The 16,991-nt window shown below is 68.1% G+C and carries 14 protein-coding genes; 7 read left to right on the top strand and 7 right to left on the bottom strand.

All coding sequences use genetic code 11. The features are described 5' to 3' along the window. Nucleotides 1–13: 13 nt before the first annotated feature. The 4 genes from LMI96_RS03260 to zapE all read right to left on the bottom strand — a co-directional run bounded on the left by LMI96_RS03260 (nucleotide 14) and on the right by zapE (nucleotide 3,187). Nucleotides 14–292, bottom strand: coding sequence for a hypothetical protein (locus tag LMI96_RS03260; protein WP_228360463.1), 279 nt, complete (start codon nucleotides 290–292; stop codon nucleotides 14–16). A gap of 111 nt (nucleotides 293–403) precedes the next feature. Next, entirely contained in the window at nucleotides 404–895 is a 492-nt protein-coding gene (locus LMI96_RS03255) for a type II toxin-antitoxin system PemK/MazF family toxin (protein WP_228360462.1), read from the bottom strand. A 22-nt stretch (nucleotides 896–917) separates the two neighbouring features. Continuing rightward, a complete protein-coding gene (locus tag LMI96_RS03250; protein ID WP_228360461.1) occupies nucleotides 918–2,144 on the bottom strand; it encodes an ammonium transporter in 1,227 nt (408 codons plus the stop codon). Nucleotides 2,145–2,149: 5 nt separating this feature from the next. Next, complete coding sequence (zapE, locus tag LMI96_RS03245; RefSeq protein ID WP_228360460.1) at nucleotides 2,150–3,187, bottom strand: cell division protein ZapE; 1,038 nt, start codon at nucleotides 3,185–3,187, stop codon at nucleotides 2,150–2,152. A gap of 123 nt (nucleotides 3,188–3,310) precedes the next feature. Between zapE and LMI96_RS03240 the strand changes: the two genes are divergently transcribed. The 3 genes from LMI96_RS03240 (at nucleotide 3,311) to LMI96_RS03230 (ending at nucleotide 5,447) form a co-directional block, all read left to right on the top strand. After that, nucleotides 3,311–4,213 (top strand): sulfurtransferase, encoded by a 903-nt coding sequence (locus LMI96_RS03240; RefSeq protein WP_228360459.1) that lies wholly within the window; start codon nucleotides 3,311–3,313, stop codon nucleotides 4,211–4,213. Between the two features lie 78 nt (nucleotides 4,214–4,291). After that, the gene (locus LMI96_RS03235; protein ID WP_223721173.1) at nucleotides 4,292–4,732 is read left to right on the top strand and encodes a SufE family protein; all 441 of its coding nucleotides are present in this window, start codon (nucleotides 4,292–4,294) and stop codon (nucleotides 4,730–4,732) included. A gap of 7 nt (nucleotides 4,733–4,739) precedes the next feature. Further along, a complete protein-coding gene (locus tag LMI96_RS03230; protein ID WP_228360458.1) occupies nucleotides 4,740–5,447 on the top strand; it encodes a dihydrofolate reductase family protein in 708 nt (235 codons plus the stop codon). On the opposite strand, the gene LMI96_RS03225 is transcribed toward LMI96_RS03230, so the two are convergent. After that, nucleotides 5,416–6,639 carry a S9 family peptidase gene (locus LMI96_RS03225; protein ID WP_228360457.1) on the bottom strand — a complete coding sequence of 408 codons (1,224 nt, stop codon included), beginning with the start codon at nucleotides 6,637–6,639 and terminating at the stop codon, nucleotides 5,416–5,418. The two genes, LMI96_RS03230 and LMI96_RS03225, sit on opposite strands and share 32 nt — an antisense overlap. A 25-nt stretch (nucleotides 6,640–6,664) precedes the next feature. Here LMI96_RS03225 and LMI96_RS03220 point away from each other — a divergent pair, with 25 nt between their 5' ends. The 4 genes from LMI96_RS03220 (at nucleotide 6,665) to LMI96_RS03205 (ending at nucleotide 11,881) form a co-directional block, all read left to right on the top strand. Further along, a complete protein-coding gene (locus LMI96_RS03220; protein WP_228360456.1) occupies nucleotides 6,665–7,252 on the top strand; it encodes a DUF3000 domain-containing protein in 588 nt (195 codons plus the stop codon). Beyond that, complete coding sequence (locus LMI96_RS03215) at nucleotides 7,245–8,441, top strand: HRDC domain-containing protein (protein WP_228360455.1); 1,197 nt, start codon at nucleotides 7,245–7,247, stop codon at nucleotides 8,439–8,441. Before LMI96_RS03220 ends, LMI96_RS03215 begins: the two co-directional genes overlap by 8 nt. Before the next feature lie 72 nt (nucleotides 8,442–8,513). Then, nucleotides 8,514–9,722, top strand: a complete 1,209-nt coding sequence (locus LMI96_RS03210; RefSeq protein WP_228360454.1) for a thiolase family protein — start codon at nucleotides 8,514–8,516, stop codon at nucleotides 9,720–9,722. Between the two features lie 11 nt (nucleotides 9,723–9,733). Next, nucleotides 9,734–11,881, top strand: a complete 2,148-nt coding sequence (locus tag LMI96_RS03205) for a 3-hydroxyacyl-CoA dehydrogenase NAD-binding domain-containing protein (RefSeq protein WP_228360489.1) — start codon at nucleotides 9,734–9,736, stop codon at nucleotides 11,879–11,881. Between the two features lie 59 nt (nucleotides 11,882–11,940). Here the strand turns inward: LMI96_RS03205 and dxs are convergent, their stop codons facing one another. After that, a complete protein-coding gene (dxs, locus tag LMI96_RS03200) occupies nucleotides 11,941–13,899 on the bottom strand; it encodes a 1-deoxy-D-xylulose-5-phosphate synthase (protein ID WP_228360453.1) in 1,959 nt (652 codons plus the stop codon). Nucleotides 13,900–14,023: 124 nt separating this feature from the next. Continuing rightward, entirely contained in the window at nucleotides 14,024–16,891 is a 2,868-nt protein-coding gene (locus LMI96_RS03195) for an aconitate hydratase (protein WP_308015744.1), read from the bottom strand. Nucleotides 16,892–16,991: the final 100 nt, after the last annotated feature.

The following is a 16,991-nucleotide window of genomic DNA, read 5'->3' as shown; positions in this document are numbered from 1 at the left end:
TAGGGGCTGCGGCTCAGAAGTCGAAGAACCCGCCGAACGGCTCCTCGCCGTCGCCGTTGTCTCGCGCATCGAACTGCACGGCCTGAGAGGAGATGACGACCTGGGTGTGCGAGGTGATCAGGACGGATGTGGCACGGTTGCCGACCACGATGAACTCGACGAAGGTGGCGCCGGCGCGCGCCGCCTGCTCGATCTGGCGGCAAAGGTCGTCGACGTCTTGCCCCTGCGCCAGGAGGTAGCTGTCGCCGTTCACCTGGACTTCGGTGCGCACCATGGTCTGCGTATCTGTCACCACTTCACGGTACTGCGTCGGCGCGGTCGCTCTGGGGGTTGCGGCGCACACTCCGCTCGTGCAGGGCGTGACGCGGGCGCACGCACCGCTCGCGCAGAGCCCGGCGCTCCGTCAGCGCCGCTTCCACCCGTAGCGGCGCGCAAGCACTTCGGCGACACCCGCGAAGCGACGGGCGTCCAGCGGCGCACCCTGGCGACGAAGACCCCGCTGGTGAACGCTGTACAGCTGGTCGACATCGACCCAGGAGGGGCGACACTGGGCGTCCCAGTCCCCCGCGCCGATCGGCACGTACTCGCGGTCGCCGTCGTGCGAGCGGGAAGTGAGCTTCACGGCGTAGACGCGGTCGTCGGACTCCCCCGCGATCACGAGCACCGGGCGATCCTTCCCCCGGCCGTCGCGTTCGGCGTACGGAACCCAGGTCCACACGATCTCGCCCGCATCCGCCCGCGCGTCCCGGCGAGGTGCGTAGGCGAGCGTCAACGGCGAGACCCGGGTCGGATCGATCTCCACCGTGGCACTGGAGTCGCTCGCGGGTGTGTGAGCCGTGCGCGGACGCCCGAACACACGCGCCACGCGCGACAGAAACCGTCCGACGGTCGACATGATCACACCTTATCGGCGGCGTTCAGTCGGCGTCGGTCAGCGAGTATCCCCGCTCGCCGTGCACCGCGGTGTCAACACCGGCGACCTCGTCCTCGTTCCGGATGCGGAAACCGATCGTCTTTTCGATCGCGAACCCGAGCAGCCAGGCGACTACGAACGAGTAGACGAGCACGCCGAACGCCGCGACGAACTGCAGCACGAGCTGTTCGTAGCCGCCACCGAGGAACAGCCCCGTGCCGGTGGCGAAGAACCCGAGAAAGAGGGTTCCGACGAGTCCGCCCACGAGGTGCACCCCGACGACGTCGAGCGAGTCATCGAAGCCGAGCGCCCACTTGAGCTCCACGGCGATCGCGCAGATCGCTCCCGCGAGCACGCCGAGAAGCAGCGCCCATCCGGGAGTGAGCGACGCGCACGCCGGAGTCACCGCGACCAGTCCCGCCACGGCACCGGATGCGGCGCCCACCGAGGTGGCCTTGCCATCCTTCAGCTTCTCCACGACCATCCACCCGAGGATCGCGGCGGCCGTCGCGCCCAGCGTGTTGACCACGATGAGTCCCACCGCGGACTCGTCGGTGCCGAGCAGCCCCGCGACTCCCTGCGCGCCCGCGTTGAACCCGAACCACCCGAACCAGAGGATCGCGGCGCCGAGCATCACCAAGGGGACGTTGTGCGGCTTCGCGAGTCCTTTCCGGAACCCGATACGCTTTCCCAACACGAATGCCAGCGCGAAGGCGGCCGCGCCCGCGTTGATGTGCACGGCGGTACCACCCGCGTAATCGATCACGTCGACCGAGTAGCCGAGCTGCTCGCCGAGACCCATGATCCACCCGCCGCCCCACACCCACGCCGCCACCGGGAAGTAGACCAGCGTCGCCCAGAGGCCGGCGAACAGCATCCACGCGCCGAACTTCGCCCGGTCGGCGATGGCGCCCGAGATGAGCGCGACCGCGATGATCGCGAAAGTCGCGCTATACGCCGCACGAACAAGGGTGTCGTCGTCGGCTCCGGCGAGGCCGACATCGGCGAACGGATTACCCGCGAACGCCCACGTCGTGTCGACGGCGCTCATCTGGAATCCGAACAGGATCCAGAGCACGCCGATCAGCCCGAGCGCGCCGAAACTCATCATCATCATGCTGATGACGCTCCGGGCCCGAACGAGCCCGCCATAGAACAGCGCGACCCCGGGCGCCATGAGCAGCACGAGCGCCGTCGCGACGACCGCCCACGCCAGATTTCCGCTGTCCACGTGAGCTAGGAGTGCGTCAGCGCGATCAGCCGAGAGACCGCGCGCAGATACTTCTTGCGGTATCCCCCGCCAAGCATCTCTTCGCCGAACACCGTGTCGAGCGGTGCGCCGGTCGCCCGCACGGGAATCTGCGCGTCGTAGGCCCGGTCGACGAACGCGACGAATCGGAGGGCGGCCGACTGGTCGGTGAGCACCGTGACGTCGCGGAGCCCGATCTCGGCGAGACCGTCGATGAGCCGGATGTATCGCGACGGGTGCACGGAGGCGAGGTGGGCGACGAGGTCGGCGAAGGCGTCGTCGGAGGCGATGCCAGATTCCGCCACCGCAGCCACGCGGGACTCGTACTCCTCGGCGGTGAGGACGACGGCGTGCCCGTCGACGGCACGCTGGCGGAAGTCGACGCCGTCGATGCGCAGCGTCTCGAAGCTCGCAGACATCGCGCTGATCTCGCGGAGGAAGTCCTGCGCGGCGAAGCGGCCCTCGCCGAGCGCGTTCGGCGGGGTGTTGGAGGTCGCCGCGAGCTTCGTACCGGAGGCCACGAGCTCACCCAGCAGCCGGGTCATCACCATGGTGTCGCCCGGGTCGTCGAGCTCGAACTCGTCGATGCACAACAGATCCGCACCGCGGAAGAGCTGCACGGTCTGCTGATAGCCGAGCGCACCGACGAGAGCGGTGTACTCGATGAACGAGCCGAAGTACTTCCGGCGTGCGGGCATGGCGTGATAGATCGCCGCGAGCAGGTGGGTCTTGCCGACGCCGAACCCTCCGTCGAGGTACATCCCGGGTTTGCGGTCCGGAGCCTTCGGTGCGCGGCGGAACAGACCGCGCTTCGCGCCGGATTCGACGAATCCGCCGGAAAAGGCGACCAGCGCGTCCTTCGCCTCCTGCTGCGACGGGTGCGCGTCATCGGCGCGATACGACTCGAACGTCGCGTCGGCGAACTGCGGGGGCGGTACGAGTGCGGCGACCATGTCGGTGCCCGAGACCTGCGGGGTCCGGTCGACGAGGTGAACGATGCCGGTGGGCGTCACGGTAGCGGTCATGCGGGCGTCCTGTGTCCCCTGTTTACGGATGCGGATGCGTCTCCCACCCGAGGTATCTAGGGTCGATGCAGACGGCTACCACACTACGCCGTGTCCCGTACGCCCTGATCGCGAGGAGCAATCGTGCCCGTCGAACCCGACACCACGTCCGACAAGTTCGCCGCCTACGCCCACCCGGAACGTCTCGTGACGGCGGACTGGCTGCAGGAGCGGCTCGGCTCGCCGGGCCTGGTCGTCGTCGAATCGGATGAGGACGTGCTCCTCTACGAGACCGGCCACATCCCGGGCGCCGTCAAGGTCGACTGGCACACCGAGCTCAACGACCCCGTCGTCCGCGACTACGTCGACGGCGCGGGCTTCGCGGAGTTGCTGAGCCGGAAGGGCATCTCCCGCGACGACACCGTGGTCATCTACGGCGACAAGAACAACTGGTGGGCCGCCTACGCGCTCTGGGTGTTCTCCCTGTTCGGCCACGAGGACGTGCGTCTTCTGGACGGCGGTCGAGACCGATGGATCGCGGAGGAGCGCCCCATCACGACGGAGGCGTCGGCTCCCACGCCGACCGATTACCCGGTCGTCGAACGCGACGACAGCGTGCTCCGCGCATACAAGGAAGACGTGCTCGCGCACCTCGGCAATCCGCTCATCGACGTGCGCTCCCCCGAGGAGTACAGCGGAGAGCGCACCACGGCCCCCGCCTACCCCGAAGAGGGCGCGCTCCGCGCCGGCCACATCCCCTCCGCGCAGAGCGTGCCGTGGGCGCGTGCCGTCGGCGCCGACGGCGGATTCAAGCCCCGCGAGGAGCTCGATGCGATCTATCGCGGCGATGCCGGTCTCCGCGATGGCGACTCGGTCGTCGCGTACTGCCGCATCGGTGAGCGCTCCAGCCACACCTGGTTCGTGCTGAAGCACCTCCTCGGTTTCGACGACGTACGCAACTACGACGGATCCTGGACGGAGTGGGGCAGCGCGGTGCGCGTGCCGATCGTCACGGGCGCCGAGCCGGGCGCAGTCCCCGGCAGCTGATCGACCGCCGATGTCGCGAGGGTGGGCGCGGGCCGAGCGCCCGCCCTCGCGCGGTCTCCTCGTGAAAGGATGGCCGGGATGAGCGACACCGCACTGCCCGAGGCCCTCGCCGAGATCCGCGAGGATTTCCTCGCGCTCCCCGAAGCCGAGCGGCTTCAGCTCCTGCTGGAGTTCTCGCAGGAGCTTCCGCCCGTCCCGGCGCAGTACGACGGGCACCCCGAGCTGTGCGAGCGGGTCGCGGAGTGCCAGTCCCCCGTGTACATCGTGGTCGACGTATCGCCGGACGGAATCGTAGCGATGCACGCGACGGCACCGGCCGAAGCGCCGACGACCCGCGGCTTCGCGAGCATCCTGGTGCAGGGTCTGACCGGGCTCACCGCCGACGAGGTTCTCGCGGTGCCCGATGATTACCCGCAGAGCATCGGTCTCACCCGGGCCGTGTCGCCGCTGCGGATAGCGGGCATGACCGGCATGCTCCTGCGCGCCAAGCGGCAGGTCCGCGCGAAGATCGGGTCCTGAGTTCCGGATGCTGATCACTCGCGTGATCCCGGGCCCCGCAGAGACGGTCGATGCCGGAACCGACGCGGGCCGGGCATGGCTCGAGGCCGCGTACGCACCGCCGGCGGGCCCGTTCGTGCGCCTCAACATGGTGACCTCGCTCACCGGCGGCGCGACGGGTTCGGACGGAACGAGCGACACGCTCACCAGCCCGCTCGACCGCACGGTCCTCGGCATCATCCGGGCATCATCCGACGTCGTGGTCGTGGGTGCGCAGACCGTGCGCGCAGAGAAGTACATCGTGCCGCGCCGCACGCGTCTCGCGATCGTGACCGCATCCGGCCGGCTCGACGGTCTTCGGATCGAGGCGGAGGATGCGGGACGCGTCGTCGTGTTGTGCCCGGCCGACCGTGCCGAAGCGGTGCGCGCGACCGTTGCCGAGTCGGCCATCGAGGTGCTGCCGATCGCCGGCGATGGCGACCTGACCCCGGAAGCGATCGTGGCGTCACTTGCCGATCGCGGGTGGACCCGAGTGGTCTGCGAAGGCGGACCCGCGCTGGCATCGCAGTTCGCCGCGGCGGGAGCGATCGACGAGTACTGCGTCACGGTCGCGCCGCGGATCGGCGCGTCACCGGCACCGTTCCTGCACGTGCAGCACGACATCGCGGCAGAGCCACGGGCCCTGCTCGTAGACGACGCGGGGTTCAGCTATCTGAGGCTGCGCCCTCGACCGTGAGCTCGTGGCGCCGCATCCAGTTCCGGATGCTGTCGCTCCACCGCTTCTCGTCGTAGTTCCAGAGCTTCGTGTGCCGTGCGACCTCGAAGACGTCGAGTTCGACGAGATCGGGACGCGCGTCGGCCAGCGCGTGCGATGCGTCGGAGGGCACGAAGCCGTCGTCGTCGCTGTGCAGGATCAGGATGGGGTCCCGCAGCTCCTTGGCCCGCGCGACGACATCGAGGCGCTCGAACGGGATGGGGTGGCCCGTGCGGGTGAAGGCGGTTCCCCACTCGGACTCGAGCGCCGCGTAGGCGACCGAGGTGACGGCGTGCGGCAGCTTCATGGCCTGCGCCTGGTAGTCCAGCACGACGCGCCAATCCACAACCGGTGAGTCGAGCACGATGCCGGCGATCATGTCGCGGTGCGCCGAGCTCAGGGCCAGCTGCAGCGCGATCGCGCCGCCCATCGACCAGCCCATCAACACGACGCGGCGTGCTCCCTGACGGCGGGCGAAACCGATCGCGGCGTCGACGTCACGCCACTCGGTCGCACCGAGTCCGTACGTTCCCGTGCGGCTTCGCGGAGCCTCGCCGTCATTACGGTACGACACGACCAGGGTCGTGATTCCGAGGCCGTGCATGAGGGGGACGGCACGGAGGCACTCGGCGCGGGTCGTTCCCCGCCCGTGCACCTGGATGCACCAGAGGTCGGTGGCTTCCTCGGCCGGGAACAGCCAGGCGGGGCAAGGACCCACGGCCGAGCCGATGAGCTGCGAGGAGAACGGGAGGTGCAACTGCTCGGGACGGTCGTAGTACCAGCCGCTGAAGGCGGCTTCGGCGGCGAGCTGGGAATCCAGACCGACGTGAGTGAGGAGCTTCCGCTTCACGCTGTGCTCGTTCGAATCGAGCACGCTGCCGAGCTTCACATAGTCCTCGGTGCCCGTCGTGAACAAGCCGTATCGGCCCGGCAACTCGGTGTCGGGGGTGCGCTCGAGTGTGACGGTCTGGGCGCTCGGGTCGACCGCGAGGATGCGGGTGTCGGCGCGTCGTGCGGCGGGCGTCACGACGCGGCGAGCCACCCGTAGCGCAACGGCGCCGAGCAACGCACTCGTCATCGCGGTCGCTGCCGCGAGTCCGACAAGTGCACCGCCGAGAGCCCCGCGCAGAACGGGAGAGGCACTGTGTGAAGCGGCGCGCCTGAAGTTGTTCATGGTCGAACCAGCCTAGTCTGTCGCCGTGGCCCACCCCTCTGCCCCGTCACCCTCCTCGTTCGAGGATGCCGTGGCGGATGTGGCCCAGGTCGTCTTTCGCGATGACCTGGCCGTGCGGCAGATCAGCGCGCCGACCGGGCTGGCCCCGAACGCGATCGCGCTGGCCGGCGACATCCGTCCCGAGTCCGAGCACGGCGAGTCGTTGTACGGAACGGGCCGTTTCCTCCTGCTGCACGACCCGACCGAGCCCGACCCCTGGGGCGGTCCCTGGCGCGTCGTCTGTTTCGCGCAAGCGCCTCTCGACGCCGACATCGGCATCGATCCGCTCGTCGCGGACGTGGCCTGGTCGTGGCTGGTCGACGCGCTTCGAGCCCACGATGCGCCGCACCATTCCGCATCCGGGACCGCGACGAAGACCCTGTCCAAGGGGTTCGGCGGGCTCGCCGAAGAAGGCGACGGCGCCCAGATCGAATTGCGGGCATCGTGGTCCCCCGACGGGCGTTTTTCTGCTCACGTCGAGGCATGGGCCGAGCTTCTGGGCATGCTGGCGGGTCTTCCGCCGGGCTCGGAGAACATCGACAGCATCCGGACGAAAGGAACAAGGCGTGGCTGAGTACCCCGTGATCGCCGACGACGACACGCTGGCGGATGCGGTCATCGCTCTCGCCGATGGCGAAGGTCCGTTCGCCGTGGACGTGGAGCGCGCGTCCGGTTTCCGGTACTCGCAGCGTGCGTACCTGATCCAGATCTTCCGCCGCGGCGCGGGGGTCTTCCTGCTCGATCCGCCCGCGCTGTCTCGCTACGACGATCTCCAGGGCGTCCTCGCGACCGATGAATGGGTCCTGCATGCCGCGAGTCAGGATCTCCCCTCGCTCCGGGAACTGGGCCTCGAACCGCCGCGCATCTTCGACACCGAGCTGGCCTCGCGGCTCCTCGGCCACGAGCGCGTGGGCCTGGGCGCCATCGTGGAGGAGACGCTCGGAATCACCCTCGCGAAGGCGCACTCGGCGGCGGATTGGTCGACGCGCCCGCTGCCGCAGGGGTGGCTCGAGTACGCCGCGCTGGATGTGCTGCATCTCATCGACGTGCGCGACATTCTGGTCGCCGAACTCGCCGAGCAGGGGAAGACGGAAATCGCCGTGGAGGAGTTCCAGGCGGTGCTCGATCGCCCGTCCAAACCGCCGCGCACCGACCCGTGGCGCCGGCTGAGCGGTCTGCACACGCTGCGCGGCCGGCGTACGCTCGCGATCGCGCGGGAGCTCTGGGAAGCCCGCGAAGAGCTCGCGATCGCACAGGACGTTTCGCCGGGTCGCCTCGTGCCGGATCGCTCGCTGGTCGCCGCGATCGCCGCCGATCCCGAGTCGAAACGCGCACTGAGCGCGATCAAGGAGTTCAACGGACGGGCGAGCCGTACCGAGCTCGACCGGTGGTGGGCGGCCTTCGAACGCGGCCGCGCGGCCACCGTGCTCCCGCCCGACCGTGTGCCGAGCGACACCCTACCGCCTCCCCGCGCATGGTCCGATCGCAACCCGGCCGCGGATCTCCGGTTGAAGGCCGCACGCCCGATCGTCGAAGAACGAGCGAGCGAGCTCGGCATGCCGACGGAGAACCTGCTGACGCCCGAGCTGCTCCGACGCGTGGCGTGGGAACCGCCGGAGCCGACGGATGCCGAGGGCATCGGGGAAGCCCTGCGCGCTCTGGGCGCGCGATCCTGGCAGGTGCACGAAACCGCACAGATGATCGCGGATGCCTTTGTGGCTTCCGTGCAAGAGCCGCCGTCGCCCGCCGAGACCGATTCGTAGGTTCGGCCCAACCGATTCCCGCCCCCGCAGGGGCCTCCATAGTGTCGAGAGCACACAGACTTTGGAGGCAAAGTGGCCGAAATTTCGGACGTCTATTTCGTCGACGGCATGCGGACCCCGTTCGGTCGCGCCGGCGAGAAGGGCATGTACTGGAACACCCGTGCGGACGACCTGGTGGTCAAGACGATCATCGGTGTGATGGAGCGAAACCCCGACGTTCCGGCTGATCGCATCGACGATGTCGCGATCGCCGCGACGAGCCAGACCGGAGATCAGGGTCTCACCCTGGGCCGTTCAGCGGCGATCCTTGCGGGGCTGCCGATGACCGTTCCCGGATTCGCCATCGACCGCATGTGCGCGGGCGCGATGACGAGTGTCACGACGATGGCCGGTTCGATCGGCATCGGGATGTACGACGTCGCCCTGGCCGGCGGTGTCGAGCACATGGGGCACCACCCCATCGGCGCGAACACCGACCCCAACCCGCGGTTCGTGGCCGAGAAGATGGTGGACCCCGGCGCCCTCAACATGGGGGTGACCGCCGAGCGCATCTTCGATCGTTTTCCTCATCTGACCAAGGAGCGCAGCGACCGTTTCGGCATGCGCAGCCAGCAGAAGGTGCAGGCGGCCTACGACGCGGGAAAGATCCAGCCGGATCTCGTCACGGTCGGAACGAAAGACGCCTCCGGCGCGTGGGGACTGGCGACCGAGGACGAGGGGCGCCGCCCGCAGACCACGATGGAAGATCTCGCAGGTTTGAAGACGCCCTTCCGCCCGCACGGCCGGGTCACGGCGGGCACGTCCTCCCCGCTCACCGACGGCGCCACGATGGGCCTCTTGGCCGGTGCTGCCGCAGTCAAGGAGCTCGGCCTTCGCCCGAAGATGCGACTCGTGTCCTTCGCCTACGCCGGAGTCCAGCCCGAGATCATGGGAATCGGACCGATCCCGTCGACTGAGAAGGCGCTGCGTAAAGCTGGCCTGGGGATCGACGACATCGGCCTGTTCGAGTTGAACGAGGCGTTCGCCATCCAAGTCGTGTCGTTGCTCGACCACTTCGGTATCGACGACGACGATCCCCGCGTGAACGCGTGGGGTGGGGCGATCGCCTTCGGGCACCCGCTCGCCGCATCCGGCGTCCGTCTCATGATCCAGCTCGCTGCGCAGTTCCAGGAGCGCCCCGACGTTCGGTACGGGCTCACCGCCATGTGCGTGGGTCTCGGTCAGGGCGGGTCCGTCATCTGGGAGAACCCGTCCTTCGACGGCAAGAAGAGGAAGAAGTGAGCGCGACCACCGTGACGAACTACGACGCCATCGATTTCTCGCCGCTCGACGCCTTCACCGCTGATGAGGTGGTGACCCACTCCCCCGTTCGCGACATCCGGCTGCCCTCCGGGAACGTTCTCGCACTGATCACGCTCGACAACGGCCGCGACCACACCCGACCGAACACCCTCGGGCCGGCCACGCTCGCGGAGCTCAACGACACGCTGAGCACCCTGCGTGCCCGCGCGGCCGCGGGCGAAATCCAGGCCGTCGGCATCACCGGCAAGCAGTACATCCTCGCGGCCGGCGCCGACCTCTCCCAGGTCTCGCAGGTGCCCTCTCGCGATGCGGCGAAGCTGATCGCGCAGCGCGGACACCAGGTGCTCGGCCAACTCTCGACGCTCGGCGTTCCGTCGTTCGCGTTCGTGAACGGGCTCGCGCTCGGTGGCGGGGTCGAGGTTGCCCTCAACTCGACCTACCGCACCGTGGACTCGTCCGCTGCCGCCATCGCGCTGCCCGAAGTGTTCCTCGGCATCATCCCTGGATGGGGCGGCGCCTACCTTCTGCCGAATCTGATCGGAATCGAGAACGCCCTCGAGGTCGTCATCTCGAACCCGTTGAAGCAGAACCGCACACTCAAGCCGCAGCGTGCGTTCGAACTCGGCATGTTCGACGCGATCTTCTCGCCGGCGACCTACCTGGAGGACTCGCTCTCGTGGGCCGACCGGGTGCTCACGGGAGCTCAGAAGGTCGTCCGGAAGAACGAGCCCGGCAAGATCGAGCGGCTCACGAAGTGGCCGGTGGCGATCAAGATGGCTCGCTCCATGCTGGAGAGCCGAATCGGCACCGTCCCCCGTTCGCCGTACGTCGCCCTCGAGCTGCTCGAGAAGGCGCGGAGCGGCACGAAAGAAGAGGGTTTCGCCCGAGAGGACGACGCCCTCGCCGACCTCGTCGCGGGCGACCAGTTCGCGGCATCGATGTACGCGTTCGATCTCGTGCAGAAGCGCGCCAAGCGCCCCGTCGGCGCGCCCGACAAGTCACTGGCGAAGAAGGTCACCAAGGTGGGCATCATCGGCGCGGGGCTCATGGCCAGCCAGTTCGCGCTGCTGTTCGTGCGCCGACTCAAGGTGCCCGTGCTGATCACCGACCTCGATCAGGCCCGCGTCGATAAGGGCGTGGCGCACATCCACGACGAGATCGGTGCGCTCGAGGCCAAGGGTCGGCTCGACGGCGACACGGCGAACCAGCTCCGTGCGCTCGTCCGCGGCACCACCGACACATCCGAATTCGCCGACTGCGACTTCGTGATCGAGGCGGTATTCGAAGAGGTGGGCGTGAAGCAGCAGGTGTTCGCCGGAATCGAACCGATCATCGCCCCGGACGCGATCCTCGCGACGAACACGTCATCGCTCTCCGTCGCGGAGATCGGCGCTCACCTCGCCCACCCCGAGCGTCTCGTCGGCTTCCACTTCTTCAACCCCGTCGCGGTCATGCCGCTGATCGAGGTCGTCAAGACGCCGACGACCAACGAGCAGACGCTGTCCACCGCGTTCGTGGTCGCGAGGGGACTCGGCAAGAATGCCGTTCTGACGGCGGATGCGCCCGGCTTCGTCGTCAACCGTCTCCTGGCGAAGGTCATGGGCGAGGCGGCGCGTGCGGTCTACGAAGGAACCCCCCTCATGACCGTCGAGAAGGCGTTCGCGCCGCTCGGATTGCCCATGTCGCCGTTCCAGCTGATCGACCTCGTCGGGTGGAAGGTCGCCGCTCACGTGCAGGATACGATGGCGCACGCCTTCCCCGAGCGGTTCTTCGCGTCCGAGAACTTCCACTCGTTGGCCGAGTTGTCGCAGGTTGTGGAGAAGGACAAGTCCGGACGGGTCACCGGCTGGACGAAGGCTGCCGAGAAGGTGCTGACGGGTGCGGTCGGATCGACGCCGTCCTCCGAGGCGACCATCCTGCAGCGGGTGCAGGACGGTCTCGCGCAGGAGATCCACCTCATGCTCGAGGAGGGTGTCGTGCCCGAGGTCGAAGACATCGACCTGTGCCTCATCCTCGGGGCGGGCTGGCCGTTCATTGACGGCGGTGCATCGCCCTACCTCGACCGGGAGGGCGCGTCCGAGCGCGTCTTCGCCGACACGTTCCACCATCCGCCGATCCTCGGCATCGTTTCGCGCTGAGCGCGGGCGAACGAAGAGGGGCGGGACCGGTCAGCCGGCCCCGCCCCTTTCGGTTCGCCTCAGTCGCGATTCTCGGAGGTCTGTTCCGCCTGCGCCCAGGATGCATCGGCGTCGTCGTTTGCGGGACGAGCGACCGGGATGCGGGTGCCGAGCACCTGAGCGATCACGTCCTGCGCGATCTTCGCGGCCGTGAGACCCGCGTCCTGCAGGATCTGATCACGCGAAGCATGGTCGATGAACTCGTCGGGCACGCCGAGCTCGTCGACCGCCGTGTCGACCCCCGCTTCGCGCAGCACCTGCCTGATGCGCGTGCCGATGCCGCCGACCCGGATGCCGTCCTCGATCGTGATGACGAGCCGGTGCTCAGCGGCGAGTTCGATCAGCGAGCTCGCCACCGGCACCACCCAGCGCGGATCGACGACGGTCGCGCCGATTCCCTGGGCGCCGAGCCGCCGGGCGACATCCATTGCGACGTGGGCCATCGGCCCGATACCGACGAGCAGAACATCGGATGCGGAGGGCCGGACGAGGACGTCGACTCCGTCCGGAAGACGCTCGATGGCGGGAAGCTCGGGGCTGACCGCACCCTTCGGGTACCGCAGCACCGTCGGTGCGTCCGACACGGCAACGGCTTCCGCGAGTTCTTCGCGGAGGCGCGTCGCATCCCGCGGCGCCGCGATCCGGATGCGCGGCACGAGCTGGAGCATCGCGAGATCCCAGATGCCGTGGTGGCTCGGGCCGTCGGGTCCCGTCACGCCGGCGCGGTCGAGCACGAACGTGACGCCGGCGCGATGCAACGCCACATCCATGAGCACCTGGTCGAACGCGCGATTCATGAAGGTCGCGTACAGCGCGACGACCGGATGCAGTCCTCCATACGCGAGGCCGGCGGCGGACGTGACGGCGTGCTGCTCGGCGATTCCGACGTCGTACACCCGATCCGGATGCTTCACCGCGAAGGGGAGGAGCCCGGTCGGTCGCAGCATGGCCGCGGTGATGGCGATCACATCGGGGTGAGCGTCGCCGACCCGCACCAGCTCTTCCGCGAACACGTCCGTCCAGGCCGTACCGGCGTCGCCGCCGAGGGTCTCACCGGTGAGCGGGTCGATGCGCCCGACCGCGTGGAACTGGTCGGCCTCGTCGTCCATGGCCGGCTGATACCCGCGGCCCTTCTCCGTGATCACGTGCACGATCACGGGGGCGCCGTAGTTCTTGGCGAGCTCGAGGGTTTCGAGAAGGGTCGGCAGGTCGTGTCCGTGGATCGGGCCGAGGTATTTGATGTCGAGGTTCGAGTACAGCGCCTCGTTGTTCACGAAGCGCGAAAGGAAGCCGTGCGTTCCGCCGCGGACGCCGCGGTACACCGCCCGAGCGGCCGGCCCGAGCTTGGTGAACAGGTTCCGCGAGTTCCGGTGGAGGCTCTGGTAGGCGTCCGCCGTCCGCACGCGGTTGAGGTAGCGCGCCATTCCGCCGATCGTCGGGGCGTAGGAACGGCCGTTGTCGTTCACGACGATGACGAGATTCCGATCGTTGTCATCGGAGATGTTGTTGAGGGCCTCCCACGTCATCCCGCCGGTGAGCGCGCCATCTCCCACGACCGCGACGACATGGCGGTCTTTGCGTCCGGTTCGTGCGAACGCTCGGGAGATTCCGTCCGCCCAGCTCAGCGAGCTCGACGCGTGAGACGACTCGACGATGTCGTGCTCGCTCTCGGAGCGCTGCGGGTAGCCGGCGAGGCCCCCACGCGAGCGCAGACCGGAGAAGTCCCGACGACCCGTCAGGATCTTGTGGACGTACGACTGGTGGCCCGTATCGAACACGATCGGGTCCCGAGGAGAATCGAAGACGCGGTGGAGCGCGATCGTGAGTTCGACGACACCGAGGTTGGGCCCGAGGTGCCCGCCGGTGCGGGAGACGTTCTCGATCAGGAACGCCCGCGTCTCCGCGGCGAGCTGCTCGAGCTGCTCGATGCTCAGAGTGTCGAGATCGCGCGGGCTGGCCACAGAGGTGAGCAGAGACATCCCGCTCCTTTCGCCGTCGAGAGTCTTACGCAGAGCGTCGACCCAGTCTAGGTCCGGGCCGGCAATCACCGGCCCTCAGACGACGATGGCCCCGACGCGAACGTCGGGGCCATCGTCGATGCACTCACACGAGCGAACGCAGCACGTACTGCAGGATGCCACCGTTGCGGTAGTAGTCGGCTTCACCGGGGGTGTCGATGCGAACGATCGCGTCGAACTCGACCGTCTCCTTGCCGGGAGCGGAGAACTCGCTCGGGGCGGCGGTGACGCGAACCGTCTTCGGGGTCACGCCCTCGTTCAGCTTCTCCAGGCCCGAGATCGAGACGATCTCGGTACCGTCGAGGCCGAGCGACGCCCAGCTCTCGCCCGTCGGGAACTGCAGCGGAACGACGCCCATCCCGATCAGGTTCGAGCGGTGGATCCGCTCGAAGCTCTCGGTGATGACAGCCTTGACGCCCAGCAGGCTCGTGCCCTTCGCCGCCCAGTCGCGCGACGATCCCGAGCCGTACTCCTTGCCACCGAAGATGACGAGGGGGGTGCCCTGCGCCTGGTAGTTCTGGCTCGCGTCGTAGATGAACGACTGCGGGCCGCCCTCCTGCGTGAAGTCGCGGGTGTATCCACCCTCGACGACCGCGCCGTCGTTGACCGCGCCGACGAGCTGGTTCTTCAGGCGGATGTTCGCGAACGTGCCGCGGATCATGACTTCGTGGTTTCCTCGGCGCGAGCCGTAGGAGTTGAAATCCTTGCGCTCCACGCCGTGGTCGGCGAGGTAACGCCCGGCGGGGCTGTCGACCTTGATGTTTCCGGCGGGGCTGATGTGGTCCGTCGTCACCGAGTCGCCGAGCGTCGCCATCACGCGGGCGCCCTCGATGTCGCGCACCGGGGTGAGTTCCATCGTCATGCCGTCGAAGTACGGGGGCTTGCGGACGTAGGTGGACTCGTCGTCCCACTCGAACACGTCACCGGTGGGCGTCGGCAGGTTCTTCCACCGGTCGTCGCCTTCGAAGACGGTCGCGTACTGACGCGTGAACATCTCTTCGTTGATCGACGAGTCGATCGTCGACTGCACCTCGGCCGCATCCGGCCAGATGTCCTTCAGGAACACGTCATTTCCGTCGGAGTCCTGACCAAGCGCGTCAACCTCGAAGTCGAAGTTCATCGACCCCGCGAGCGAGTACGCGATCACCAGCGGCGGGCTGGCGAGGTAGTTCATCTTCACGTCGGGGTTGATGCGTCCCTCGAAGTTGCGGTTGCCGGAGAGCACCGCGGTCACGGCCAGATCGTTGTCGTTGATGGCCGTGGAGACCTCTTCGATCAGCGGACCGGAGTTACCGATGCAGGTCGTGCAGCCGTAGCCGACCGTGTAGAAACCGAGATCCTCGAGGTCCTTCGTGAGTCCGGCCTTCTCGTAGTAGTCGGTGACGACCTTGGATCCGGGGGCCAGCGTGGTCTTGACCCACGGCTTGGCCTTCAGCCCCTTCTTGACCGCGTTGCGCGCGAGCAGACCGGCCGCGAGCATGACGGAGGGGTTCGACGTGTTGGTGCACGAGGTGATGGCTGCGATCGTGACGGCTCCGTGGTCGAGCGTGAAGGACTCGCCGCCCTCCAGGGTGACCTTGGTCGGCTTCGACACCGTCGAGGGCGCGTGGCTCAGCGAACGGGCCGCGTGCTCGTGCGCGTGGCTCACCTCGGTGGGGGGTTCGCCCTGGCTCGTCTCGTCCTGCGGGGTGAAACCGATGGGGTCGGATGCGGGGAACGTGCCCTCCACGGCCGCGTCGACGGCCGTGTGCGCGCCGGGAGTCGCGTAGTCGAGCAGGTCCTGCTCGAAGCGCTCCTTCGACTCGGTGAGGATGATGCGGTCCTGGGGGCGCTTGGGGCCGGCGATCGAGGGCACGACCGTCGACAGGTCGAGCTCCATGTACTCGCTGAACACCGGCTCGACGGACGCGTCGTGCCAGAGGTGCTGCTCCTTCGCGTACGCCTCGACCAGCGCGAGCGACTGCTCGCTGCGCCCGGTGAGACGCAGGTAGTCGATCGTCACGCTGTCGATCGGGAACATCGCGGCCGTCGAGCCGAACTCGGGGCTCATGTTGCCGATCGTGGCGCGGTTCGCGAGGGGCACGGATGCCACACCCGCGCCGTAGAACTCCACGAACTTGCCGACCACACCGTGCTTGCGCAGCATGTCGGTGATCGTCAGCACGACGTCGGTCGCGGTGACGCCGGTCGGGATCGTGCCGGAGAGCTTGAAGCCCACGACCTTGGGGATGAGCATCGACACAGGCTGCCCGAGCATCGCGGCCTCCGCCTCGATGCCGCCGACGCCCCAGCCGAGCACGCCGAGACCGTTCACCATCGTGGTGTGCGAGTCGGTGCCGACGCAGGTGTCGGGGTAGGCGCGCAGCGTGCCGTCGATCGTGCGGTCGTAGATGACCTTCGCGAGGTGCTCGATGTTGACCTGGTGGACGATGCCGGTTCCGGGCGGCACGACTTTGAAGTCGTTGAAGGCGGTCTGGCCCCAGCGCAGGAACTGATAGCGCTCGCCGTTGCGCTGGTACTCGATCTCGACGTTGCGCTCGAGGGCGTTCTCACTGCCGAACAGGTCGGCGATGACGGAGTGGTCGATGACCATCTCGGCCGGAGACAGCGGGTTGATCTTGGACGGTTCCCCACCGAGGGCGGCGACCGCCTCGCGCATGGTGGCGAGATCGACGATGCAGGGAACGCCGGTGAAGTCCTGCATGACCACACGGGCCGGGCTGAACTGGATCTCGGTGTCGGGCTCTGCCGCCGCATCCCAGGATCCGAGCGCCTCGATCTGCTGCTTCGTCACGTTCGCGCCGTCTTCGGTGCGAAGGAGGTTCTCGAGCAGGACCTTCAGGCTGAACGGGAGCTTCTCGTAACCCGGAACCGTGTCGATCCGGAAGATCTCGTAGTCGGTGCTGCCGACCGTCAGGGTGCTCTTCGCACCGAAGCTGTCAACAGTGGACACGTGTGTCTCCTTCGTCGGCATGGACGGGCGACATCGCGGGGCCCGCAGACCCCATCTTCCCCGCCGCCATGGTGGGGAGCTAGCAAGGCAAGCCTTACTC

The sequence above is a fragment of the Microbacterium sp. cx-59 genome, assembly GCF_020805625.1.
In the GTDB taxonomy this organism is placed as follows: domain Bacteria; phylum Actinomycetota; class Actinomycetes; order Actinomycetales; family Microbacteriaceae; genus Microbacterium.
The sequence above is the reverse complement of the archived record's forward strand: the minus strand, read 5'-3'. Positions and strand labels throughout refer to the sequence as shown.

What these genes read in the sequence shown, in the direction of transcription:
- LMI96_RS03255 (WP_228360462.1), bottom strand. Translation starts at nt 895, where the DNA reads ATGTCGACCGTCGGACGGTTTCTGTCGCGCGTGGCGCGTGTGTTCGGG.
- zapE (WP_228360460.1), bottom strand. Translation starts at nt 3,187, where the DNA reads ATGACCGCTACCGTGACGCCCACCGGCATCGTTCACCTCGTCGACCGG.
- LMI96_RS03235 (WP_223721173.1), top strand. Translation starts at nt 4,292, where the DNA reads ATGAGCGACACCGCACTGCCCGAGGCCCTCGCCGAGATCCGCGAGGAT.
- LMI96_RS03230 (WP_228360458.1), top strand. Translation starts at nt 4,740, where the DNA reads ATGCTGATCACTCGCGTGATCCCGGGCCCCGCAGAGACGGTCGATGCC.
- LMI96_RS03225 (WP_228360457.1), bottom strand. Translation starts at nt 6,639, where the DNA reads ATGAACAACTTCAGGCGCGCCGCTTCACACAGTGCCTCTCCCGTTCTG.
- dxs (WP_228360453.1), bottom strand. Translation starts at nt 13,899, where the DNA reads ATGTCTCTGCTCACCTCTGTGGCCAGCCCGCGCGATCTCGACACTCTG.